Raw genomic sequence first — 24,394 nt, 5'->3', positions numbered from 1 at the left:
TAAAAAAACATTTGTAAACTTAGAAACAATAAGGATGGAACAACCAGAAAAAGCTGGTGAAATAATTCTGATTGAATATTAGAATTTTAATGCCTTCACATATTTATTGAGGGTTTTCACGTTGTTAAACGCATTCCCCATTGTGTTATTAAAGTAGGCATACACCGTCTTTCCTTCCATTCTCCACGTAACAATTAAGTTGGCAAGGTGTTTTAAAAATTCATCACCGTAACTACCGCGATATCTAGGTTCTGGCCCGTGCAAACGGAGGTAAACAAAATCAACGTCCACTAGATTCGGTAATAGGGAGAAATCTTTAAAATCGTGTAAGACCAGACAAGTATTATATTTTTTGAGCAATTGAAACACCTGAGGTTCGTACCACGATTCATTCCTAAATTCTATAGCTAATTTAAAAGATGAGTGTTTGCTTTGTTTTACAAATTGCTCCCACAGTTTTGTAAACCGTTCAATTTGCTCAATATCAAAGGAAGGGGGAACTGTGCAAGTAAACACCCTTTTTTGTCGCCAATGTGTTCAACAGTATTTTTGAAATCAGTTACGTCACTTAATGCAAATTCTAATTTTGACGAATGTGTAATTGATTTGGGGACTTTAAAGGTAAACCTGAAATCCTTGGGAACGCTTTCCTTCCAATTTTTTACAGTAGTGTTTTTAGGAAGTTTATAAAACGTACTGTTGTACTCTATACTATTAAACTGCGAAGCATAATACTGTAGTCTAGTTTTGTTTTTGAAATCATTAGGAAACTGCGATTTGTTTAAAGGGAGCGCCAAACCACTGGTTCCAGAATAAAAGTTACCTGCAAAAATATCTTTGGACATAATGGGTGTAAGTAGTTGATTACTTTCTTTGATTTCGTATGGATAACTAAATTGAACCTAATTAAGTTTTATCGTATTTTCCCAATTTCAAAAAATCCCTAATCAGTCTTCTGAAACGATTTTATAATTACCAAACCACAAACCACCACAACTGCTGATAATATTAAAGCCAAAATGATGTTGCTATACAAAAAGTTTCCTATAGCAAATAGTGTACAGTAAACACCCACAACCCCAGCAAAGAAGCCGAGGATTTTCATCCCAAAACCTTTGAATTTGGATTCATTTCCAAAAATAAGGCTATTGAAACTGTTTAGGGTTTCTGCTTTTGAGGGTTTGGTTAGAAGTGTAACCGCAACCCATCCAATAGTGGTGATTACAACACCCAGAACCAATTGCCAATGTCCGGCAATATCGACCCAAGGATTTTCCAATTTTCCATTTACAAAAAAGAAGGCGGCAATTAGAAATGAAATAACCATAGCGGCAATCTCACTATACGGATTTATTCTGCTCCAAAACCAACGTAAAATAAACAGAAGACCCGTTCCAGCTCCTATGGATAGCAGGAGATTAAAACCATCCCGGGCTTCTTCAAGAATTAAAGCCAATAAACCTGCAAAAATCATCATAAGAACTGTCGAGATTCGTCCCACTGCAACCTGTTCTTTCCCAGTGGCTTCCTTTCGAAGAAAACGAACATAGAAGTCGTTGACCACATAAGAGCTTCCCCAATTTAGATGCGTTGATATAGTGCTCATAAAAGCTGCAATAAGCGAAGTGATAACAATACCAAGTAAACCGGCAGGAAGAAAAGTAAGCATGGCAGGGTAGGAGAGGTCATTTTTTACGAATGAAGGATTTAAATTTGGAAATGCAGCCTGTAAACTAGCGATGTCTGGGTATATAACAATTGATGCAAGTCCAATAATAATCCATGGCCAAGGACGAAGTGCGTAATGTGCAAAGTTAAAAAATAAGGTAGCCCAAGTGGCATGTTTTTCATTCTTGGCGGCAAGCATACGTTGGGCAATATAACCTCCACCTCCAGGTTCTGCCCCAGGATACCAAACGCTCCACCATTGTACAGCTAAAGGAATAATGAGTAATGGAATCAATAATTCAGGTTTGGAGAAATCTGGAAGCATTGCTGTTTTAGCGGCCACTTCAGGAATAGAAAGTAGTTTTTCCATTCCACCTATTTCAGGCAAATTGACAATATAAATGGTCGCCCAAATACTACCGACCATTGCAATAATAAACTGTACGAAATCTGTTAGCAAAACGCCTTTCAATCCTCCGAAAGCGGAATAGATAACTACAACAGGAGAAGCTATCAATAAAACTTGGTAGGAGGAAAGTCCAAACATTACGTGGCCAATTTTAATCGCGGCCAAGCAAACGTTTGCCATAATGACGATGTTGAAAAAGACGCCGAGATAAATGGCACGAAAACCTCGTAAAAAAGCGGCGCTTTTCCCGCTATAGCGCAATTCGTAAAACTCTAAGTCAGTCGTAATCCCACTTCGGCGCCAAAGTTTTGCATAGAAAAACACGGTCAACATTCCCGTTAGTAAGAAACTCCACCAAATCCAGTTTCCAAAGACCCCCTCTTCGCGAATAAGTCCTGCAACGAAATTGGGAGTATCCGCAGCAAATGTTGTGGCCACCATACTTACACCAAGTAACCACCAGGGCATATTTCTGTCGGAAAGGAAAAAGGACTTTGAATCTTTTCCGGATTGTTTTGAAACAACAATACCAATTATAAGAAAAACGACAAAAAATAAGACGATGATAATCCAATCGGTGATGGACAATTGCATAATGAGCGTGGTTTTACAGCTGTTTAAATATGTGGTTAAAGTAAAGAAAATGGCTATAAATCCAATTGGTTAAGAAAATTAATATTCACAGTCTTTTGAACAGATATTTTTTTTCTAGAGAATAAAGTGAATACCATAATAATCGGATAGACCATTATCAAAATCGAGAAGTCTCGTATGGGAGATCTCGTTTGTGCTCCGTTTTAAAATAATAAAACTTTATGATTTCCTTAAAAAGTCTGTATTGCCAAGTTTAGTATCTTAAAATAAAAAACTATGAGCACTAAAAACCTTTACAGTACCGAGGCAAAAGAGAAAATAAAGCAACTCGCAGAAGCTATAGACTATGCAATGTTGGCTACCAATTTAAAAGCCCAACCATTTCATACCGTTCCAATGAGCACGAAGGAAGTTGATGAAGATGGCAACATTTGGTTTCTCAGCAACAAGACAAGCACGCACAATGCAAATATTGAAAGAGAGAAAAGAGCCCACCTTATATACTCCGATAAAGGGAATTACGAATTTCTGAGCGTTTATGGCCGTGCAACAATAGGTTCCGACAGGAATAAAATCAAGGAACTTTATGGAAGTGGTGATGATGCTTGGTTTGAGGGAGTTGACGACCCAAATATTACTACCATAAAGGTAGAACCAGACGATGCACATTATTGGGATACCAAAAATGGCAAGGTAATTTCACTTCTAAAAATGGCAGGTGGTGCAATAACGGGTAACGAACCCGATCTGGGCGTGCAAGGAAATTTAGAAATTTAAATAAGAATAAATAAAGTTAAAAATCCCTTTCTCAGTCTATAATGGCTAAGAAAGGGATTTTTGATTTTGTTGATGTCTGAAGGAACCGATTTTTTTTAACAGACAATCCCTTGACTTTCTTAGTTGAAGAAATCTAGATCGCGTCACAAAAATGGATGGATTGGGATGATTCCGAACTATATAAGAGGTTCCCTGATTGGGCAACGGAAAACCAGAGAGTTGTTTTCGGAAAAGATTTATGATAGAATATGATTTTTGAACAAATGAAATAAAACCAATTAGTATTTTTTTTGTTCATATATTATTGTACTTTAAGTGCATTATAAAATATGAACCTAATAATTAGTTAACATAAAGGCCTATATTCTATTTATTGCAATTTTGTTAAAATTAGATTGGTCAGAAGGTTATTTTAATATATTTGACCAAAATTTCTCCTCCCCCCAATTAAATTGGTAAAAAAATAAAAATTGAAGACTAAAAACAGACTGATGAAAGGTGCTTTCGCAATCAATGGACTACTTTTTTTAATAGGCGGAATTACGCAACTCAAGATGGGTGATTACCTATTGGCCGCAATTCTATTGCTGGCCTTTCTCCTCAACCTATCCCGGATGTTCAAGCTTAAGGAAAGAAGAGAACTGGAAAACATGAATTATTCTATTATGGTAATGAATGTTATCATTTGTATTTCTGCCGGAATGGAAAATTCAGATTCATACTTTCATTACGGATGGTATTTGATGGCAATCTTTTCCGCAGTGGTAATTGTTATAGATTACAATAGAAAAGGCAAATTGATTTAAATAGAAACTTTATAAGCACTATTAGCTCTATTTTCTTTATTGGTTTTATTGGAAGATAAACTAAGAAGAAGTCCCTCCTTATCTAAAATTTTCGATATTTTCTAATTTGGAATATTATCCACTTTAAATCTTGATATTTAAGGTGTTATCTCTATAGTACGGAAATTTTCGATAGTGCCCATATCCAACGTTTCCTGGATTATTTGCTTATCACCACTCACAAAAACTACGTCTCTTAGAATTATCTGTAGATTTATTTTAAGCGTATTTCGGCTTTGGTAATTTAGTCCAGAATCGTTACTTCCCCCGGAACTTTTTGGGAGAGGATCATCATATTTATAAGTTACAATCACGTCGGCAGTTCCGGAGACTGCTAGATAATCGGCTTGGATATTTGGATAAGTAGGAGGAATACTGTTGCAGAAATAATTATTACCCAAAACTCCATCGTAACTGCGATAGTTAGCGAAATTGGTATTTGCGCTCAATGGGTAGGTTGAAATACCCTCCTTTCTATAAAGAGTGTCCGATGTTGACAATTTAAGTGAGAGACTTTCAAAAACCCGAGTATTTTCTTTATAAAAAACATAATTGCCAACGTCTCCACATGAATTTAATTTGGCATCCTCAAAGTTAAAAGTCGTAACTATAATATCACCATCGCTACAAGCCTGAAAAAAGAGGGGGAGGGATAGAAGAAAAAACAATCGCATCATAACTATCGGGAAATTTTTCGTTTCACAAAGTAACGCATTTCTTTTTTATTGAAATGGCCTAAAATTTTTTATGTGTATTTTTGCAAACTGAAAAAATAAAAAGATTTCTTTTAAAAATTCAGATTCAAATCTTGTTCTCTTCATAAATTTCAGCAACCAATGAAAAAAGTTTATTTTGATAACGCAGCAACCACCCAATTGCGCAATGAAGTAATTATTTGCATAAGTGAAGTTTTAAAGACTGAATATGGAAATCCTTCATCCACACATTCTTACGGAAGGTCATCTAAATCACTACTTGAGAACGCACGAAAAGAAATTGCTGGATTATTAAATGTTTCGGCGAGCGAAATAATCTTCACATCCGGCGGAACTGAGGCTGATAATTTGATTCTCATCAGTGCGGTACGCGATCTTGGCGTAAAGCGTGTTATTTCAAGCCGAGTTGAACATCATGCTGTGCTGCATACTTTGGAATGGCTTAATAAGAATTATGATATAGTTATTGATTACGTGAATTTGGATAAAAGTGGACTTGTGGATTATAATGATCTGGATCGGCTGTTAAGCGATGCTTCAGAAAAAACATTGGTAAGTCTGATGCACGTAAACAATGAAGTGGGGAATTTATTGGACATTAAAAAAGTAGCCTTGCTGTGTAAGGAACATGGAGCATTATTCCATAGTGATACGGTTCAATCTATCGGTCATTTCAAGATGGATTTAAAAGACATACCAATTGACTTTGCCGCGGCGTCCGCCCATAAATTCCACGGACCTAAAGGTGTGGGTTTTGCTTTTGTCAGAAAGAATTCCGGTTTGCAACCCCTAATCCATGGTGGCGAGCAAGAGCGGGGAATGCGTGCAGGAACGGAACCTGTATCTAATATTGCGGGAATGGCGGAAGCCTTAAAAATTTCCTATCGAAATCTTGATAAGGAGCATGAATATATTGCAGATTTGAAGTCATACTTTATAGACAAACTTAAGTCGTCTATTCCTGGAGTGAAGTTTAATGGCTCTTGTGAGGACCAGGAGAATAGCACTTGCAAAGTATTAAATATATGCCTTCCCATCGCCGCTGATAAAGCGATGATGTTGTTATTTCAACTGGATCTAAAAGGTATAGCTTGTTCCAAGGGCAGTGCCTGCCAGAGCGGGAGCGAGGGAGGTTCGCATGTTCTCAACGAAATTCTATCGGAGGAGGACTTAAAAAAACCTTCACTACGATTTTCGCTTTCCGTCTTTAATAATAAAGATGAAATAGATTTCGTAATTGAAATTTTAAAGGAATTTGTGAATTGAAATTCGTCTTAAATAAAATTCTTCTTCAAAATATCTGGGAGAAATTTATAGTCATAAACTTTCTTAGAACTTCATCGTTGTACGAACATTGAAAATTCTTGGAGAAAGATAATTCGGAATAGCATATTGCACCTTTGTATATACGTCTCTCACAAACGTATTGGTAATGGAGTTCTGGACGTCGAAAATGTTGAATATTTCAGCCCCGATAGTCAGTTCTTTAAAGGGTTTTAGCCAACCGTTTTTTCGCTGGTTGTTTTCGTTGACAATTACATAACTTACTCCCAAATCTGCTCGTTTGTAATCGGGCAACCTGCTCTGGTAGGTATAAGGATCCGCATAATTGGGAGTACCACCAGGCAAGCCAGTGTTGTAGGTTAAGTTAAGATACATTTTTAAATCAGGAATTACCTTTACATAATCCTGAAACAGCATGGCAAACTTTAGTCTTTGGTCTGTGGGTCGGAAGATATAACCACGGTCATCAATGTTCTCTTCGGTCTTCATGTACCCAAAACTCAACCAACTTTCCGTTCCCGGCACAAATTCACCAGCCAATCGCAGGTCAAGACCATAGGCGTAAGCTACGGCGTTGTTATTGGCGCGATACCGTATGCGCACGTTTTCAAGCGTATAAGGATTAACATCGGTCAATTGTTTAAAATAGAGTTCAGAATTCAATCTGAATTTTCGGTCCCACATCTTAAAGCTATAATCGTTCCCAAAGACCAAATGTGCCGACTGTTGTGCTTTTACACCGGGTACCACTGTTCCTGTGGAATCACGAAGTTCCCGGTAAAATGGTGGTTGATGATAAAGACCTCCAGATATTCTGAAAAGCATGTCCATTTCCCAATCTGGTTTTAATGCAATTTGCCCGCGAGGACTAAACACAGTTTGTGTGGTGCTTGCGATATCATCCCCGCTTACCGTCCAGTTTTGGGCGCGGACCCCAGCATTCATCCATAGATCGCTACTGCCCAAGCTTGTTCTTCGGCTCCATTGTGCATAACCCGAAATACGATTTATTTGCACATCATTAAGTGCACGGATGTTAGTATAGGGAACAATAGGAGAGGTGTTGGGCTGATAAGGTTGATCGTTTGCTGGAAAAATTGGTGGACGGATAGTAAACCCGGCTGAGTCTATCATCTCGTATTCCTGAACCCGATCACGTACATCCTCATGGGTTAGTTTTATACCATATTCAATAGTGTTATTCTCTATGGCAACTATACCTTTATGCTCTACGTTAAATATCAAAGCATCTAGATCATTTCGGGCATGGGTGAGCTGCGAGCCGACTGCTCTATTAAATTTTACATCCCCCAATCCAGAACTCCCCAAATCTGTGTCCACTTCTCCTAAATAATATTCGGCAAGAATGTCGAAGTGTTCTTGCTCTGTGGTGTGATAGAGGGAAGCAATAAGCTTGGCGGTATAGTCTTCTGAAACGACCCAAGTGGATTTAAGAGCTCCAAAATATGTATTGTACCGATCTTCTTCCTTTCCTTCGTAAAACACGGTTAAGGCAATAGGCTGGGAGAGCGTTCCGAAATTAGTTTGACGGGTTAGAGGTTCAAAATCATAATCGTTAATAGAAACATTCCCCAAAAAACTAAGTTCAAATTTATTTGTAAATCTATAAGTCAAATATGTTTGTGCATCGGCGAACCGTTGACTGTAATTGGTTATAGTTTCCTTTGCATTAACAAAAAGGCCGTTGTCGCGGTAACGGATCCCTGCAATTCCTGAAAATCTTCCATCCTTTGATATGCCTTCAACAGAACCATTGGCTCCCAAAAGACTTAGATCCAGAGAAGCGCCAAAAGTTACCGGTTTTCTATAGGTAATATCCAGAACCGATGAAAGTTTATCCCCGTATTTAGCCTGAAAGCCTCCTGCCGAAAATTCTACGTTGCTTGTAAGATCGCTGTTTACAAAACTTAATCCCTCCTGCTGACCGCTGCGTATCAAAAACGGTCTATATACCTCAATTTCATTTACATAAACCAGGTTTTCATCATAATTTCCACCTCGAACTGCATATTGCGTACTCAGTTCATCGTTGCTGTTTACACCGGGCAGAGATTTTAACAAATTCTCCACGCCGGCGTTGGCGCCAATCATCTTACGAATTACTTCGGGTGAAATAGTAGTTACCCCCTCAACCCGTTTGTTTTCACGGCCAGAGATTACCACTTCGCCAATTTGCTCCACGGTTGCACTTAGAACGGGATTAAATTCATAATCCTCATTGGTTGAAAGATTTACGGTTATCTGTATTTTTTTATAGCTCACGTGAGAAAATGTAAGGACTACAGCTTTTTTTGCCGGAATTTCCAGGATGTAGAAGCCGTCAAGGTCCGTAATTGTTCCCAGATCGTCATAAATAACGTTGGCTCCGGAAATTGGTTGGTTAAATTCGTCGAGGACGATTCCTTTTATAGTGGCTTTCTGAGCAAATAAAGTTGTTGCGAAGAGAAGAAAGAGCAGTGTGAGCGGCAGGTTGATTGTTTTCAAAAGCTGTTCTTAGGTTTGTTTTCTAAAAAATTTTGTTTCAAATGTAGCGCTATTTCCCACATTATCTATTACAATAAGTTTCAAATTGTTCTCTGTTTCAGGGTTTACACCATCTCCAAAATCATAGGTTAGAACGTCGGTTTTATAATTATATTCCATTAAAATGAAATTTCCGTTGATGACCGCGCGATATGAACTAATGCCGCTTGATTTATCGACAATCTTAATTTGTAACGTTTTTTGATTACTTATCCACTTTCCTTCAGAAAAATTTAAAGGTGTGATAACGGGTGCCTCCAAATCTGAAACTACCGCATAGTCACCGAACAAACGGGTACTGGCAACTAGTTTATCTCCTTTTCGTGTTGTGCTGGTGTAATATGGCTCACCTTTATAGTTTAATCTTCCAATGTAAAGACGGTCCTTGTCACCTTCCAAATAATTGGAAATATCAGCCGTAATCGAAATATTTTTATGAATCGGGATTATGTCCTCGTGAAATTTCAGCGTATCGCCACTTGACTGAATGTCCAGGTAAGTGTCATCATAAAGACTGTTGGCTGGAATGTAAATGCTGAATTTTCCCTTGGTGAGAGAAGTTGCGTGATCGGCATAAATAAAATCGTCGGTTTCCTTAATTTGTCGCGGTTTAAGTATTTCCATATTTCTTCCTTTTATAGGAATAATCACCCTAATGTCATTTCCCTTAAAATCCTTTACGGAAATGGTATAGGAATAATCCAAGCTGTCTTCCACGGAAACGTATCCATTGGTATCTTCCTGTACGATTATGCTGAGAGGGTTATTTGTTTCCCTAAATAATTTTTGGATCTGGCTCCGGTTGGTTTTAAAGTAGCCGTAGTCCGTATACCGATTAAGATATCTGGTTTCAGCAAAGGAAAACTTGTCAAACTTCACCTCAAATTTTGGAATATTATTTAAATAAGTGTTGATGCTATAAATCCCGTTTTTATTGTAGGCTCCATCCAATTGGTCATAAGAGGATATTCCGAATCCAATTTTACCTAAGGCAATTAGATCTTCCGTTTTATAATTGCCATCACTCTGTTTAACCATTCGCAGTTTTATGGATTCTTGGACTTGGTTCACCTGGGCATCCGCACTTATAGGATATGCCAATACAGAACTAATTATGGGGATTTTGCTATCCGGTATGTTTATGCCAAATAACATTGGATTCATGGGGCGTTGGGCGCTGTCCCGTATCTCGAAATGTAAATGGGGGCCGCCACTGCTACCGGTATTTCCAGAAAAACCAATTAGATCCCCCTTTTTTACCGGAAGCAAGGAAGCATCTGGAAAAAGCTCGATTTCAAAATTTTCTTTTTTATACTGATGTTCCTTTACATATTCTTCTATTTTTCCCGCGTAGCGCTGAAGATGCGCATAAACGGTGGTGTAACCATTAGGATGCAGGAGATAAAGCGCTTTTCCATATCCAAAATGGCTTACGTTTATACGGCTCACATACCCATCGGCACTTGCAAAGACTGGTAATCCTTCTTTTTGCTGTGTTTTAATATCCAAACCGCTGTGAAAGTGATTGGACCGCAATTCTCCAAAATTCCCAGACAATATCAAATTGATGTTCAGCGGATTCGCAAAATAATCATTCGGAATTTCGGACTGCCCAAAAGAAATAGCGCTTAAAAACAGGAGTGACAAACAGATTTTCTTCATAATGCAAAGATAAATATACCTAATTACTATAAGTGGGAGTCGTGGATTTTATTGTACGAGCCGTGTTTTATTATAAAAATAAACGGAAAAGCATTTGCGTATTAGCGGCGGTATGCTAACTTTGTGGAAGTAGTATTGAACATAAATTTTTAATGAGTAATCTTACTGAAATTGTTGATTCTCTAGAGAGTAGTGTTGGCAAATTGCTTGAACGTCAAGAAAAACTAGAGAGTGCCAACCAGCAATTGGAGAAGGAAATCGACGTTTTGAAAGCCCAGAAACTGCAATTTGAACAAGAAATTGCCACATGGAGCGAAAAGTGTCACTCATTAAAATTAGCAAATTCTTTACTTGGCAGCGATCAATATAAACGTGAAACGAAACTCAAAATAAATGCTCTAATTCGGGAAATAGACCAATGTATAATACAGCTTTCCGAATAAAAAGATAACAATGTCCGAACCATTAAAGATCAAGATATCGATTGCAGATAGGGTATATCCCTTGACAATCAGTCCGGCCCAAGAAGAAGGACTGAGATTGGCCTCGAAGAAGATAGAGTCGATGATCAAAAAGTTCGAACAAAGTTATGCGGTGCGAGACAAACAGGATGTGTTGGCAATGTGTGCCCTCCAGTTTGCCGCCCAAGTGGAGCAAAAGGAAATCGATAAATCAAGTGATACGCAACAGGCCCAAAGCCGTTTGGCGGCTTTAGACCGTTTGTTGCAGAAACAATTGACATAAACGTTCTTTACATAAAAAGGTTACTGCCTACATTAATACTAATTTTGGTAAACTCAACATTACTTCTTTAAAAAGGGTGAGTTTAAGTTGTAAAAGCGTGCCGTTGCCGATACTCTCGGATAGACGGATACTTGACCAGCTTGTTAACCCTAAACTTGTTTTTAGGGAGTTTAATTCAAAATAACAATATTGATGTAGGCTTTTTTTATTTAAAAATGAAATGAAAAAATGGGAATAGATATAGTTTTTGCATTAATAGGACTGGTAGTAGGCTATTTAACGGCTAAGCTCTTGGAACGGAAAAGAGCCTCGAGTATAATAAAACTCGCTAAGAAAACTGCCACAGGAATCTTAAAGGAAGCAAGGTCTGAGGCTGAAACCTTAAAAAAGGACAAGATACTTCAAGCCAAAGAGAAATTTTTAGAATTGAAGGCAGAACACGAAAAGGTGATTGTGTCTCGGGATAAGAAGATTTCAGAAGCGGAAAAAAGAACCAGAGATAAAGAATCCCAGGTCTCTAATGAACTGGCGAAAAATAAAAAATTAAGTGCCGAGTTGGAATTGAAACAAAGCGAGTATGACGAGAGGCTTTCGCTATTGGATAAAAAACAACAGGATACTGATAGACTTCATCGCAGTCAAATAGAGCAGTTGGAAGTTATTTCAAGTCTTTCGGCAGAAGAGGCCAAAAGACAGTTAATGGAGAGCCTTAAAGGAGAGGCAAAAAGTCAGGCAATGGCATATATCCAATCTTCAATGGAAGAGGCGAAAATGACTGCTAAACAGGATGCTAAAAAAATAATCATCAATACTATTCAACGCATCGGAACGGAAGAGGCAGTGGAAAATTGTGTTTCCGTTTTCAACCTTGAAAGCGATGATGTAAAAGGGAGAATCATTGGTCGTGAAGGGCGTAATATTCGTGCCCTTGAGGCGGCAACGGGAGTGGAGATTATTGTAGATGACACTCCGGAAGCGATTATTCTGTCGTGTTTCGATTCCGTTAGGAGAGAAGTGGCAAGACTTTCTCTTCATAAATTGGTTACTGATGGAAGAATTCACCCAGCTCGAATTGAAGAGGTTGTTGAAAAAACAAGCAAGCAGATAGAAGAAGAGATAATCGATGTAGGTAAACGTACTGTAATTGAGTTAGGAATCCACGGACTTCATCCTGAACTTATAAAAGCGGTAGGTCGTATGAAATATCGCTCTAGTTATGGGCAGAATCTGTTGCATCACTCTCGAGAAGTTGCGAGACTTTGCGGGGTAATGGCATCGGAATTGGGCTTAAATGCTAAATTGGCCAAACGTGCAGGTCTTCTTCACGATATCGGAAAAGTTCCTGAAACCGAAACAGAACTTCCACACGCACTTTTGGGAATGCAGTGGGCCGAAAAATATGGTGAGAAACCTGAAGTCTGCAATGCAATTGGAGCTCACCACGATGAAATTGAAATGACAGGCCTTCTTTCACCCATCGTTCAGGTTTGTGATGCTATTAGTGGGGCTCGACCAGGTGCTCGTCGCCAAGTGTTGGATTCGTATATTCAACGGTTAAAGGATCTAGAGGAAATTGCCTTTGGATTTAATGGAGTCAACAAAGCATATGCCATTCAAGCTGGCCGTGAATTACGCGTAATGGTGGAAAGTGATAAGGTAAGCGATGAAAAAGCTTCTCAGCTTTCTTTTGAAATCTCCCAAAAAATACAAACGGATATGACTTATCCCGGACAGGTAAAAGTTACCGTAATCCGCGAGACAAGAGCTGTAAATATTGCAAAATAAAGATAAATTATTCTTATAAGGAATTTACTTCTAAATAATAGAATCAAAAAAAGCTCCACGTTCGGAGCTTTTTACTTTTATCAATTCAATTAAAAGTTCACCTTACTTTAGGGAACCGATACTATATAGATTACGAATTATTCATCATACAGATTATCATAGCCTCGGGAAGATTCCTCAAAAAACTTTCCGTTGATATATCGATAATTACGGTCAAGTTTTGCGATTTTTTTCATATCAGATTCTTCCAGTTCGACGTCAGCAGCCCGAAAATTTGAGATGATATGGTCTTTTGTGGTGGATTTTGGGATTGCGGCACAACCTCTATGATTATGCCAAGCAATAAGAACCTGCGCAACAGTTGCACTGCGGTCTCTAGCAATTTCCTTTAAGATCTCTATATCCATCATATTTGGTTCATCATCTGCCTTCATTGCCTTTGATCGATCGCCTGAACCAAGTGGGGAATAGGCGGTGACAAGAATATCCTCACTATTGCAATATTCCAGTAATTTATTTTGTTGTAATAATGGATGGAGTTCCACTTGGTTCATTTCGGGTTTTATGGTAGCCTTTTCAACCAATTCCCTTAATTTCTTTTCACTAAAATTAGAAACTCCAATATGGCGAGTCAAACCCAGATTTTTGGCTTGTTCCATTTGTCTCCAAGTCTTAATAATAGGTGCATCTTCTGGAGTTAAATAATCTTCTGGTTTTTTGGGAAAATCAACTCCATGTCTAAATGCAACAGGCCAATGTATTAAATAAAGATCTAAACGATCCAGTTGCAATTTTTTGAGACTTTCCTGCAATGCAGGAATAACCTGTCCTTCCGCGTGCGAATCATTCCAAAGTTTGGATGTGATAAAAACATCTTCCCGAAATATCTTTCCTTCTGCGAAAACTTCAGCGAGGGCTTCGCCAATTATCTCCTCATTTCCATAGTTTTTTGCGGTATCAATATGCCTATAACCTGCGTAAAGTGCTTCCTTAACTGCTTTTTTAAGTTCGTTTCCCCCAGCTTTCCAGGTTCCAAGCCCAATGGCGTGTATAGTATCACCATTTCTGAATTTTAATGTTTTCATATGTATTTTTTCAATAGATTTTCCTTCCAATTTACAAAAGTTGCTTTCCATCAAAAAACAACGGAAGTAGTTTGGCCTTTTTTTAACTCGAAGCACCGCAAGCTCAACTCCTCAACTCCTAAACTCCCAAACTTCTCAACCCCCAATTCATCCCTTCCTAGGATGAAATCTATTAATCACCTCGGTTAAATGCTTCCTATCAATATGTGTGTAAATTTCGGTGGTTGTAATGCTTTCGTGACCAAGCATCTGTTGAATTGCTCTTAGATCGGCTCCATTTTCCAGAAGATGGGTTGCAAAGGAATGGCGAAAGGTATGCGGACTTATGTTTTTTTGGATATTGGCTTTTTCTGCCAATCTTTTTACGATGGTAAATATCATCGCACGCGTGAGTTGGCGTCCGTGCTGGTTTAAGAACAGGGTATCCTTGGCTTTTGGATCTATTTTATGGTGAATGCGGATTTCTTTTCTATAAATCTCAATAAACTTGATAGTGTTTGTTCCTATTGGAACCAAGCGTTCCTTATCTCCTTTTCCGGTAACCTTAATAAAACCTTCCTCAAAATAGAGATCTGAAATTTTAAGATTAGTAAGCTCCGATACACGAAGACCACAGGCATAAAGGGTTTCGACTATTGCGCGATTACGTTCCCCTAGGTTTGAGCCCAAATCAATTGCCTTTATAATTGCGTCAATTTCCTCAATAGCTAAAGTATCCGGAAGTTTTCGTCCCAAGTTTGGTGCCTCGATAAGGTCCAGCGGATTGGTAGTACGATAATCTTCAAAAATTAAATAATTGAAAAAACCCTTAAGCCCCGAAATTAAACGGCTTTGGGACCTAGGATTTACTTTTTTTGCTATTTCATAAATAAATTGCTGTAGCGTTTCTTCGGTAATGGAAATGGGAGATATCTGTATTGCGTTTATATTCAACCACCCAACTAACTTTTTTACATCCAGGGAATAATTAATGATCGAATTTTCGGAAAGACCTCTTTCCAATCTTAAATAATTTTGATAATCCTTTAAGGCTCTATTCCAGTCCATTAGTTGTAAACTTGATTAAATAAAAAGTTAACATATAACTAAAAACCCTGCTCCGCATTGGATTGTCAGTATATTTGCTCCATAAAAACTTCTAAAATATATATTATGAAGAAATTAATTGTAGTCGCATTGACATTATTTATCGGCACAACCGCTTTTTCACAAAGTCTAGATCTTGGGGTTAAAGCCGGAGCTAACTTCGCAAATATCTCGGATGCCGCTGGGCTTTCCAACAAAACCGGATTTCAAGCCGGTATTTTCGGTGGAGTTAAATTTTCTGATAAACTTGGTATTCAAGCAGATCTTTTATATTCACAACAGGGAGCGAAGTTTGACGGGGGAAGTTTTGATCTTTCTTATGTAAACATTCCCGTAGTTTTAAAATATTATTTATTTCAGGGTTTAAATCTTCAAGCTGGACCACAATTTGGGTTTGTCGTAGATGATAACGTAACAAAAGTTTTTGGTAGTATCGCTAAAGCAGAAAGCACTGATGTTTCAGGAGTAGTTGGTGCGGGATACGATTTTCCGTTTGGTATACGCGTTGATGGCAGATATAACTTTGGTTTGACAGATGTTATTGACGGTGCAAAAAATAAGAACAGCGTATTCTCAATTGCTCTAGGATATTCCTTCTTATAATCAATCCAATACATAAATAAATTGCTCAAAGGACTGTCTTAAATGATGGTCCTTTTTTAATGAAAAGAACTTACGGATATATAACTCAATTCTCAATGCCCTTTTGATAAGACTTATTCTTTATTATTAAAATTTACTTAAATTTCTTTTAAAACTTTAATAAAAAACGTAAAAACCTTATTCTTTTTCACCTATTGGATCTTTTTTGTTGTTACTTGACCCTACACAATTTAAAAAGTAAACTATGAAAAGATTATTACTAACAATTAGCCTAGCGATTTTTATCAGTGCCAGTTATTCACAAGAAATTCAATTTGGAGTAAAAGGAGGAATAAATTTAGCCTCCGTAGGCAGTGATGGCGACAGCGATGTAAATACAATAACAGCTTTTCATGTGGGAGGACTAATGGAAATTGCCTTGTCGGAAAGATTTGCCCTTCAGCCAGAGTTAGTTTATTCGGGTCAAGGCGCGAAAGTAAACCGGTCGGCGTCAAGAGAAGATGTTATTATAAATGCGAATGCTAAAATCAAGCTGGATTATCTCAATATCCCGTTGCTAGCAAAATATTATATTTTTAATGGTTTTTCATTGGAAGCAGGTCCTCAAATTGGATTTTTACTAAGAGCCAATACAGAAACTGATCTCCAGATCCAAGGAGATCTTCCGCCGGAACTTTTGGAGATTGTATATGCTGAATTTGAAGCAGGAAGTGGAGATATTAAAGATCGATGCGAGACCTTAGACATTTCCCTAGGAGCAGGCCTTTCTTACAAACTTGAGAATAATATTTTCTTTGGGGTTCGGTATAATTTAGGTCTAACCAACATATATAAAGACGATACTCGGGCCTGAAGAATAGAAACAGTGTTCTGCAGTTTACGGCCGGATATACTTTTTGAATGAAAACAGTGTGACTTTCCCATTTTTAAAACCTTTTTTTAATTCTGATATTTTTGTTAGTGAAAAGGAAAGAACTATATAAAGGGTTGATTTGAGAAATCTCCCGTCATGCTTCTTATAAATATGTGTCCCACTCATTCGCGAAGTCAACGAGAATTAAGGATCACATTAAAAGGTTTAAGCTTACGAATTCGAAAAAAAGAATTATCATTCGCAATAATTTATGGACTTCCTGTCGGATAATTAACTTTTTCTCCTTTCTCTACTTTAAATTCACAGATATTTAGGTACTATTACAAGAATTCTTCGTTTATTTGTTTTAACAACCACGATAATCAATATCATGAGAAAAGGATTGCTTATTATATTAGTCACCCTTTTTGCCTTATCGGTTGAGGCACAAGAAGTGAGATTGGGAATAAAGGCCGGAATTAATTTAGCCACATTAAAAGGGGCGGGAGCTAAAGATTTTGATTCCAAAACTGGAATCAATTTTGGAGGGTTTGTAGAAATCCCCGTCAGTAAGAATTTTTATTTACAACCTGAACTTCTTTATTCCGCTCAAGGCATTAAGGCGGAATATTTTCATGTAATGTCGGTTGAAAAACGAGTTGCAAAAGTCCATAGAAATATACAACTTGATTTGCATTACCTTAATATACCAATTATGGCAAAAGTCTATCTCCTTGAAGGATTTGCTTTGGAGGTTGGCCCACAGTTGGGATTTATAATTTCGGCCAAAAAAAATGTCAAGGTAGATGTTAGCGGCGAATTGTCGGATGAAGCGATTAATGTAGTTAAGGCCGAGTATGCGGTGGGAAAGTCTGATGTAAAAGAGGCATTTAAAACCGTAGAACTGGGGCTTGGTTTTGGTCCCACCTATCAATCGGAAATGGGAATTCTCCTAGGAGCAAGGTTTACTTTTGGATTTACGGGTGTTTATAAAGATTCATCTGGTCCTACGCAAGAGAATAAGGTTATACAATTTTTTGCCGGTTATAGATTTTAGGTTCGCAATAGAATTCCCGCTAACTACAATTCCACCTACTTTTTGTATAAGATTAGTTTTATTAGGAGTGAATTTGAACGTTACTGTAATTCCGTTCAAGTCAGAAATATGTCAAAAATCCAACTTCTAAAATCGATTTTTCAAGTTTTTCCGTTGGAATTTTTGCCTATTTTTTATTTTAAAAATTAGAATTGTTCTAACTATTTCTCTCATATACTAAAACCAACCTAGTTTCCTTGATTAGAAACTAGAAGACTTTATGAAATGTACTTTTAATGAGCACTATAGAAAAATCTGTATTAAAATCTTTGTTATGTTTTATCAACTGCAATTTAATGTTTAAAACGTGTTAATAAGATAGGTCCCGCAATCATTGGATTTGATATTAATTTTTCGTTAATTTGTCCCAATTAACTTTTAAACAACAAACAATTATGAAAAAATTATTACTAGTTGCTGCCTTCGCAGTATTCGCATTTTCAAGTGTTCAGGCACAACAAATGAAAGTAGGTGTTAATGCCGCTATTCCAATGGGAGATTATAAGGATTTATATTCTTTTGGGCTTCAGGGTGATTTCACTTATTTCTTTGAAGTTAATGATGCATTTTTAGTAGGACCTCAAGCTGGACTTCTTTACTATATGGGTAAAGATGTGGACTTCGGCTACGGAATGGGAAGTTTTAAAATGGACGATGCAATGTTCTTGCCAATTGGAGCTTCAGCTAGATACCTAGTTGAGGATTTCTTCTTTGGTGCAGATTTAGGTTACGGAATTGGATTGGCGCCTGACGGAAACGATGGTGGCTTTTTCTACCGACCAAAAGCTGGTTACAACTTTGGATCTATTGGAGCAGTTCTTTCTTACTCTGGAGTTTCTATGACAGGAGCATCTTTCAATTCATTAAATTTAGGGGTTGAATTTTCTTTCTAAGAAAATCTTACATACTATAATAAAAAGCAGGGTGTATCCCTGCTTTTTTGATTACAGCTGTTATTAAGAATTACTCAAATCTTAAAAAAGAATTTTCTATATATATACAGGTAGTTATGAAAAAAATATTTTATCTATTACTTTTAATATCCTCGGTTGCCATTAGCCAGACCAAAGAACTAACTTTCGGTATTGTAGGAGGTGTAAATCTATCATCTTTTAATAACAGGTCATCTTCGGAGGATTTCAAGTTGAACCCAGGATTTTTTCTTGGAGGGATTTGGGCGATTCCCGTAAAAAATCGATTGGAATTCCAACCTGAAGCCTTATATTCATTGGAGATTTTGGATGTTGGTCTGGTAGAAAAGCAGGGGAATCTAAAAGCCTCCTATTTGCGTTTTCCTCTCTTGATGAAATACTATATTATAAAAGGTTGGGGTATTGATGCAGGACCGACCCCTGGATTCCTATTGAATATTAAGACAAAAGAAGGAGGGGTGAGAGATAGTTTTAATCTTTTTGATATGGCTCTTAGCCTAGGCACTTCTTATCAAACCAAAAACGGCATTATTTTGGGAGCCAGATATAATCTTGGGATTATTAATATTTCCAAAGTTCCCGAGCTCGGTGAAGAATCCAAGATTAATGGGATTCAAATTTCAGTTGGGTATTTTCTGTAGTTGCTGTTTTCCAATTTTAAGAATTAAAATACAATGAAAATAATTATTATAAATGGCCCCAATTTAAATTTATTGGGAATGCGGGAGAACGATATTTACGGAGATGAAACCTTTACCGATTTCTTGGAGAAATTGCAGCAAAAATTTCCCAAAGTTAATCTTTCTTGTTATCAATCAAATATAGAAGGAGAATTGATTGATAAGTTACATGAAGCAGGAAAATATTTTGACGGTATCATTCTGAATGCTGCTGCCTATACACATACTTCTGTAGGTATTGCCGATGCCGTACGTGCAATAAAAACTCCTGTAGTGGAAGTTCATATTTCCAACACTTTTTCAAGGGAGGATTTTCGACATAAAAGTTTTACCGCTCCTTATTCAAAAGGAATAATTGTGGGCTTTGGCTTACAAAGTTATGAATTGGCTCTGCAGAGTTTTTTGTGATTTTGAACCACGACTGAGGGGAAACGTGAACCACGACTTTAGGGAACCACGACTGAAGAGCACTAGGAGCCACGATTTGTGGTAGCAGAACCACGACTGAAGAGCACCCGGAGCCACGATTTGTAGTGGCAGAACCACGACTTAGGGAACCACGAACCACGACTTGTATTAGAAGAAAACATTACGGAAGGGAAATAGTAGCCACGACAAATGGAAAAACACGAATATTTGGACATTCTAAAGAACCTTTCCCCGAAATAACCCTTCTAGAGTTAATAACTCTGGAAGGGTTATTGGATTGCTGTTAAACGAAAAAACCGCAACATCAAGTTACGGTTTTTTATATTTCTCTAATTCCTAATTCCAAATTCCTAATTCCTAATTCCTAATTCCTAATTCCTAATTCTGAATTTAGGATTAAAAAATTCCTACAAGTGAATTACTTCCCCATACGCATCGGCTACTGCTTCCATCACGGCTTCGCTCATTGTAGGGTGGGGGTGAATGGTTTTTAGGACTTCATGACCTGTGGTTTCCAGTTTTCTTCCCAATACAGCTTCGGCAATCATATCTGTTACTCCAGCGCCAATCATATGGCAGCCGAGCCATTCTCCATATTTAGCATCGAAAATTACTTTTACAAAACCATCCTTGGTACCGGCAGCACTTGCTTTACCACTGGCAGAGAATGGGAATTTCCCGACTTTAATTTCGTAACCGGCATCCCTAGCTTGTTTTTCTGTCATCCCTACACTCGCTATTTCGGGACTTGCATAAGTACATCCTGGAATATTGCCATAATCGATAGGTTCAACGTTAAGCCCAGCAATTTTTTCAACGCAGGTTATTCCTTCCGCAGAAGCCACGTGGGCTAGGGCGGGACCGTGCACTATATCGCCAATAGCATAATAACCTGGAATGTTGGTTTGATAGAAATCGTTTACGACGATTTTTCCTTTGTCGGTAACAATTCCGACATCTTCCAAACCTATGTTTTCTAAATTTGAAGCGATACCTACTGCCGAAAGAACTATTTCAGCTTCTAATATTTCTTCTCCTTTTTTGGTCTTTACGGTGGCTTTTACATTCTTACCGGAAGTATCCAATTTTTCTACGGAAGAATTGGTCATTACCTTGATCCCCGCTTTTTTGAAAGAACGTTCAAATTGTTTTGAAACTTCCTCGTCTTCAAGAGGAACGAGATTTGGTAAAAACTCAACTATGGTAACTTCTGTGCCCATCGAATTATAGAAATGGGCAAATTCAACTCCAATGGCGCCGCTACCTACTACAATCATACTTTTGGGTTGTTCTTTAAGCGTCATAGCTTCGCGATAGCCAATTACTTTCTTCCCATCTTGTTTTAGATTAGGTAATTCTCTTGAACGGGCACCTGTAGCTACAATAATGTGGTCTGCAGAATATTCTTTTCCATCGACCTCCACCTTTTTTCCTGGTTTTAATTTCCCCAGTCCTTCAATGATATCGATTTTATTTTTTTTCATTAAAAATTGTACGCCTTTGCTCATTCCATCGGCAACTCCGCGGCTTCTTTCAATAACTTTTCCAAAGTCCTTATCAAATTCATTTACGGTAAGGCCGTAACTGTCGGCATGTTTTAGATAGTCAAAAACCTGCGCACTTTTCAAAAGTGCTTTTGTAGGGATACAGCCCCAATTTAAACAGATTCCACCAAGATTTTCTTTTTCAATAATGGCGGTCTTTAAACCCAGTTGGGAGGCTCTAATGGCGGCAACGTAGCCACCTGGGCCGCTTCCTAAAACTATTAAGTCGTATTTGCTCATTTCTTACTTTTATGTATAATTCAATTGAGGCACGAATTTACGAAATACAAAAGGAAAAAATCCAAATTACAAATAACAAATTCCCAAATATCCTCGTTATCGAATGTATAAGGTTTTTGAAGCATAATTTATCGATAAACTAACTGGAAAGGTGGAGTTAATTATCATAAAGAAACCCTGAGAATTTTCAGGGTTTTAATCAAGATTTATCCCGTAGGAAATTTTATATTTCGGTATTAACTTTCCTCTCCTTCTTTAAAATCCAAGGATAGGGAATTGATACAATACCGTTGTCCCGTTTTGGTAGGTCCGTCATTGAAAATATGGCCTAGATGACTTCCGCAATTGGCGCACAACGTTTCTGTTCGTATCATTCCGTGAGAAGTATCATTGACGAATTCGATCGCACCTTCAAGCGCATCGTCAAAAGAAGGCCATCCACAGCTACTTTCAAACTTTTGATCACTTTTGAAAAGAGGGGCGTGGCAGGCACCACAAACGTAAGTACCATTTTCAAAATGTAAATTATACTCCCCTGTTCGGGGGTATTCAGTACCTTTTTCACGCAGAACGTGGTAGCGTTTTTCATCCAATTCCTCCCGCCATTCGGCTTCAGATTTGGAAATGGGATATTTATTTGGTTTGTTCATCTTTAGGAATAAAATTTAGGGCAACACCATTTATACAATGTCTTTTGCCAGTTGTTTCTTTTGGGCCGTCATCAAAAACATGTCCGAGATGACCTCCGCAGTTAGCACAATGTTCTTCTGTTAGATTATAACCCATTTGTTTTTCAGTGGAGAAAGCCACATTGCCTTCAATTACCCGATCAAAACTTGGCCAACCCGTACCACTATCAAATTTATGGTTGCTTTCGTAAAGAGGAGTTCCACACGCCGCACAGACATAAGTGCCGGGTGAATAATTATAGTTTAATTTACTACTGAAAGCACGTTCCGTTCCTCCCTTGCGCATAACATTGAATGTTATCGGAGATAATTGCGACTGCCATTCAGCATCTGTTTTAGTAACCTTAAAATTTGTTTGCTGTGCTATTTCCTTTTTCTGTGCAGGGGAATCGCAACTGAACAGAAGAGCACTTAATACAAGTATTATACTTAAATTTCTCATTGTTTATTATTCTCAATTGTTTGTACATGAGTGTCATTAGCTTCCATCACCTCAAGCAATTTTTCCATAGAAGGATTTGTTTTTGCGAATTGGGCAGGAACTACAGCTACACGAAAAACCTGATTTGTAATATCCTCATTTGCAATGTTGGATAAAGGAAAATTTCCTTCTATAGTAAACTGTACACTTAAAAAAGTGGAATTAAAATTATATTGGAAGAAATCACCGGTACCATCATTATAAAAAATACTTTGTGGCAATTGTGTCCAAACATCCGCCGGAGGGTTAACCACATTGTCTGATCCCGATAAGCGATAAACCAGTACAGCATCACTTTCGTAAACTGTAAATGGGAACGAAACTGTATTAGAGTAAAATTCATTATGAACAGCATCATATTGGTAGCTGTTAACTGTGGTTTCAAAAATATTAGCATAAACCAAACCTCCGGGAGGGCCTTGTTCTCCGGTACATGAAGTAAGTAAGATAGTAGAGGAGAGTGCTAAAAAGAGGATAATATTTTTCATGTTTTATTATTTTAGAGTTTCTATTTCTTTAATTTTACAAAAGTCATTCCAACTTTTTGTAAAAAGATAAATTTACACGCTCTACCTATATATATCTATTAAGGAAACATTAAAGTTGTGGACCTTGCCCAAAATACCATCGTAAAATTTTTAAAAAAACTTTAATATTTGAGTGTGGATTATATCCCTAGCTTTAACAAGTTAAAACTTATCATTATGAAGACCAAATTAAGTATATCTTTTTTAGCAGTGGCTCTATTTGCTGTAGGCTGTGCTACCAATCCCTTTACGGGAGAAAAGACTTTGGCCCTGGTTCCCAATTCCCAGATCCTTCCTATGGCTTTTCAACAATATCAACAATTTCTTTCCGAAAATAAGGTCGAGAAAAATACTGCTGATGCGCGAATGGTAAACGAAGTGGGGCATCAAATAGCGGCAGCTGCCGAAAAATATTTAAAAGCTCACGGATACGGAGAATACTTAAAGGACTATAGATGGGAATACAACCTTGTTGATAGCCCCGAGGCAAATGCCTGGTGTATGCCAGGAGGGAAAATAGTTGTTTATAGTGGAATATTACCAATAACCCAGGATGCCGCCGGACTCGCAGCGGTTATGGGCCACGAGGTAGCCCACGCACTTGCTAATCATGGACAACAACGAATGAGTGCGGCACAATTACAAGAGTTGGGAGCCGTGGCGGGAGATTTAGCCCTTGCCAACAATCCAAAATATCAAAATATATTTGATTCCGCCTATGGTATAACCACCAACGTTGGGGTAATGCTTCCCTTTAGCAGAAGTCACGAATCTGAGGCAGATAAAATAGGTCTTACTTTAATGGCGATTGCGGGTTATGATCCGATGGCTGCTGTTGGTCTCTGGGAAAGGATGCAGGCTAGGGAAAAAGGAACTCCCCCAGAGTTTTTAAGTACGCACCCAGCTAGCAGTACTAGGATCCGAAATATAAGATCTTGGGCTCCAGCAGCAAAAGCGGAAGCCAAAAAATTTGGGGTAACTACTTTTAAAATGTAGTGTATTGCCCTATTTGTAAAATTGAGGCTGACGTATATGAAAATAATGAAATAGAAGATATAAGCTATTTTAAATCCCGCAATTCGCGGGATTTTTTATTAGTTTAGCATTCAAAATCTACAGAA

Annotated in this window: 23 protein-coding genes, 1 other RNA gene and 1 pseudogene; 14 read left to right on the top strand and 11 right to left on the bottom strand. The window is 37.8% G+C overall.

Features of this window, described 5'->3' with window-relative positions; all coding sequences use genetic code 11:
* Positions 1-78 precede the first annotated feature (78 nt).
* Positions 79-845, bottom strand: a pseudogene (locus EI546_RS16400) (DUF72 domain-containing protein).
* Positions 846-943: 98 nt separating this feature from the next.
* Positions 944-2,671: a sodium:solute symporter family protein gene (locus tag EI546_RS02175; RefSeq protein WP_128249005.1), complete on the bottom strand. Its 1,728-nt coding sequence runs from the start codon at positions 2,669-2,671 to the stop codon at positions 944-946.
* Between the two features lie 276 nt (positions 2,672-2,947).
* Between EI546_RS02175 and EI546_RS02170 the strand changes: the two genes are divergently transcribed.
* Together EI546_RS02170 and EI546_RS02165 are read left to right on the top strand one after the other, a co-directional pair.
* Positions 2,948-3,448 (top strand): pyridoxamine 5'-phosphate oxidase family protein, encoded by a 501-nt coding sequence (locus EI546_RS02170; protein WP_128249004.1) that lies wholly within the window; start codon positions 2,948-2,950, stop codon positions 3,446-3,448.
* A gap of 470 nt (positions 3,449-3,918) precedes the next feature.
* Positions 3,919-4,254, top strand: coding sequence for a hypothetical protein (locus EI546_RS02165; protein ID WP_128249003.1), 336 nt, complete (start codon positions 3,919-3,921; stop codon positions 4,252-4,254).
* A gap of 137 nt (positions 4,255-4,391) precedes the next feature.
* Here the strand turns inward: EI546_RS02165 and EI546_RS02160 are convergent, their stop codons facing one another.
* Positions 4,392-4,970, bottom strand: coding sequence for a hypothetical protein (locus EI546_RS02160; protein ID WP_128249002.1), 579 nt, complete (start codon positions 4,968-4,970; stop codon positions 4,392-4,394).
* 159 nt (positions 4,971-5,129) lie between these two features.
* Here EI546_RS02160 and EI546_RS02155 point away from each other — a divergent pair, with 159 nt between their 5' ends.
* Positions 5,130-6,275, top strand: coding sequence for a cysteine desulfurase family protein (locus EI546_RS02155; protein WP_128249001.1), 1,146 nt, complete (start codon positions 5,130-5,132; stop codon positions 6,273-6,275).
* 63 nt (positions 6,276-6,338) lie between these two features.
* Here EI546_RS02155 and EI546_RS02150 read toward each other — a convergent pair whose 3' ends face one another.
* On the bottom strand, positions 6,339-8,798 hold the full coding sequence (locus EI546_RS02150) for a TonB-dependent receptor (protein ID WP_128249000.1): 2,460 nt from the start codon (positions 8,796-8,798) through the stop codon (positions 6,339-6,341).
* A 9-nt stretch (positions 8,799-8,807) separates the two neighbouring features.
* Entirely contained in the window at positions 8,808-10,499 is a 1,692-nt protein-coding gene (locus tag EI546_RS02145; RefSeq protein ID WP_128248999.1) for a M23 family metallopeptidase, read from the bottom strand.
* 152 nt (positions 10,500-10,651) lie between these two features.
* Here EI546_RS02145 and EI546_RS02140 point away from each other — a divergent pair, with 152 nt between their 5' ends.
* From EI546_RS02140 to rny, 4 genes are all read left to right on the top strand, one after another.
* Positions 10,652-10,942 carry a hypothetical protein gene (locus EI546_RS02140; protein WP_128248998.1) on the top strand — a complete coding sequence of 97 codons (291 nt, stop codon included), beginning with the start codon at positions 10,652-10,654 and terminating at the stop codon, positions 10,940-10,942.
* 10 nt (positions 10,943-10,952) lie between these two features.
* Positions 10,953-11,243, top strand: a complete 291-nt coding sequence (locus EI546_RS02135; protein WP_128248997.1) for a cell division protein ZapA — start codon at positions 10,953-10,955, stop codon at positions 11,241-11,243.
* A gap of 51 nt (positions 11,244-11,294) precedes the next feature.
* Positions 11,295-11,415: non-coding RNA, 6S RNA (gene ssrS / locus EI546_RS02130), on the top strand.
* Positions 11,416-11,471: 56 nt separating this feature from the next.
* Entirely contained in the window at positions 11,472-13,028 is a 1,557-nt protein-coding gene (rny, locus tag EI546_RS02125) for a ribonuclease Y (RefSeq protein WP_128248996.1), read from the top strand.
* Positions 13,029-13,165: 137 nt separating this feature from the next.
* Here the strand turns inward: rny and EI546_RS02120 are convergent, their stop codons facing one another.
* Both EI546_RS02120 and xerD read right to left on the bottom strand, forming a co-directional pair.
* A complete protein-coding gene (locus EI546_RS02120) occupies positions 13,166-14,113 on the bottom strand; it encodes an aldo/keto reductase (RefSeq protein ID WP_128248995.1) in 948 nt (315 codons plus the stop codon).
* A 147-nt stretch (positions 14,114-14,260) separates the two neighbouring features.
* A complete protein-coding gene (gene xerD, locus EI546_RS02115; RefSeq protein ID WP_128248994.1) occupies positions 14,261-15,160 on the bottom strand; it encodes a site-specific tyrosine recombinase XerD in 900 nt (299 codons plus the stop codon).
* Positions 15,161-15,265: 105 nt separating this feature from the next.
* On the opposite strand from xerD, the gene EI546_RS02110 reads away from it, so the two are divergent.
* The 6 genes from EI546_RS02110 to aroQ all read left to right on the top strand — a co-directional run bounded on the left by EI546_RS02110 (position 15,266) and on the right by aroQ (position 19,771).
* Positions 15,266-15,802 carry a porin family protein gene (locus tag EI546_RS02110; protein ID WP_128248993.1) on the top strand — a complete coding sequence of 179 codons (537 nt, stop codon included), beginning with the start codon at positions 15,266-15,268 and terminating at the stop codon, positions 15,800-15,802.
* 244 nt (positions 15,803-16,046) lie between these two features.
* The gene (locus EI546_RS02105) at positions 16,047-16,655 is read left to right on the top strand and encodes a porin family protein (protein WP_128248992.1); all 609 of its coding nucleotides are present in this window, start codon (positions 16,047-16,049) and stop codon (positions 16,653-16,655) included.
* Positions 16,656-17,046: 391 nt separating this feature from the next.
* The gene (locus EI546_RS02100; RefSeq protein ID WP_128248991.1) at positions 17,047-17,712 is read left to right on the top strand and encodes a porin family protein; all 666 of its coding nucleotides are present in this window, start codon (positions 17,047-17,049) and stop codon (positions 17,710-17,712) included.
* 434 nt (positions 17,713-18,146) lie between these two features.
* Complete coding sequence (locus EI546_RS02095; protein WP_205649751.1) at positions 18,147-18,644, top strand: hypothetical protein; 498 nt, start codon at positions 18,147-18,149, stop codon at positions 18,642-18,644.
* A gap of 116 nt (positions 18,645-18,760) precedes the next feature.
* The gene (locus tag EI546_RS02090; RefSeq protein WP_128248990.1) at positions 18,761-19,324 is read left to right on the top strand and encodes a porin family protein; all 564 of its coding nucleotides are present in this window, start codon (positions 18,761-18,763) and stop codon (positions 19,322-19,324) included.
* A gap of 33 nt (positions 19,325-19,357) precedes the next feature.
* Positions 19,358-19,771, top strand: a complete 414-nt coding sequence (aroQ, locus tag EI546_RS02085; RefSeq protein ID WP_128248989.1) for a type II 3-dehydroquinate dehydratase — start codon at positions 19,358-19,360, stop codon at positions 19,769-19,771.
* A 428-nt stretch (positions 19,772-20,199) separates the two neighbouring features.
* On the opposite strand, the gene lpdA is transcribed toward aroQ, so the two are convergent.
* The 4 genes from lpdA to EI546_RS02065 all read right to left on the bottom strand — a co-directional run bounded on the left by lpdA (position 20,200) and on the right by EI546_RS02065 (position 23,234).
* Entirely contained in the window at positions 20,200-21,576 is a 1,377-nt protein-coding gene (gene lpdA / locus EI546_RS02080) for a dihydrolipoyl dehydrogenase (RefSeq protein ID WP_128248988.1), read from the bottom strand.
* Positions 21,577-21,812: 236 nt separating this feature from the next.
* Positions 21,813-22,226: a peptide-methionine (R)-S-oxide reductase MsrB gene (gene msrB / locus EI546_RS02075; RefSeq protein WP_128248987.1), complete on the bottom strand. Its 414-nt coding sequence runs from the start codon at positions 22,224-22,226 to the stop codon at positions 21,813-21,815.
* Complete coding sequence (gene msrB / locus EI546_RS02070; protein ID WP_128248986.1) at positions 22,210-22,707, bottom strand: peptide-methionine (R)-S-oxide reductase MsrB; 498 nt, start codon at positions 22,705-22,707, stop codon at positions 22,210-22,212. The genes msrB (EI546_RS02075) and msrB (EI546_RS02070) overlap by 17 nt, the downstream gene beginning before the upstream one ends.
* Positions 22,704-23,234, bottom strand: a complete 531-nt coding sequence (locus EI546_RS02065) for a hypothetical protein (RefSeq protein ID WP_128248985.1) — start codon at positions 23,232-23,234, stop codon at positions 22,704-22,706. Before EI546_RS02065 ends, msrB (EI546_RS02070) begins: the two co-directional genes overlap by 4 nt.
* Positions 23,235-23,450: 216 nt before the next feature.
* Here EI546_RS02065 and EI546_RS02060 point away from each other — a divergent pair, with 216 nt between their 5' ends.
* Positions 23,451-24,269 (top strand): M48 family metallopeptidase, encoded by an 819-nt coding sequence (locus tag EI546_RS02060; protein WP_128248984.1) that lies wholly within the window; start codon positions 23,451-23,453, stop codon positions 24,267-24,269.
* Positions 24,270-24,394: the final 125 nt, after the last annotated feature.

It is taken from the genome of Aequorivita sp. H23M31 (assembly GCF_004022485.1).
In the GTDB taxonomy this organism is placed as follows: Bacteria; Bacteroidota; Bacteroidia; order Flavobacteriales; family Flavobacteriaceae; genus Aequorivita; species Aequorivita ciconiae.
Note: the sequence above shows the minus strand (reverse complement) of the source record. Positions and strands in the feature narration are given on the sequence as shown.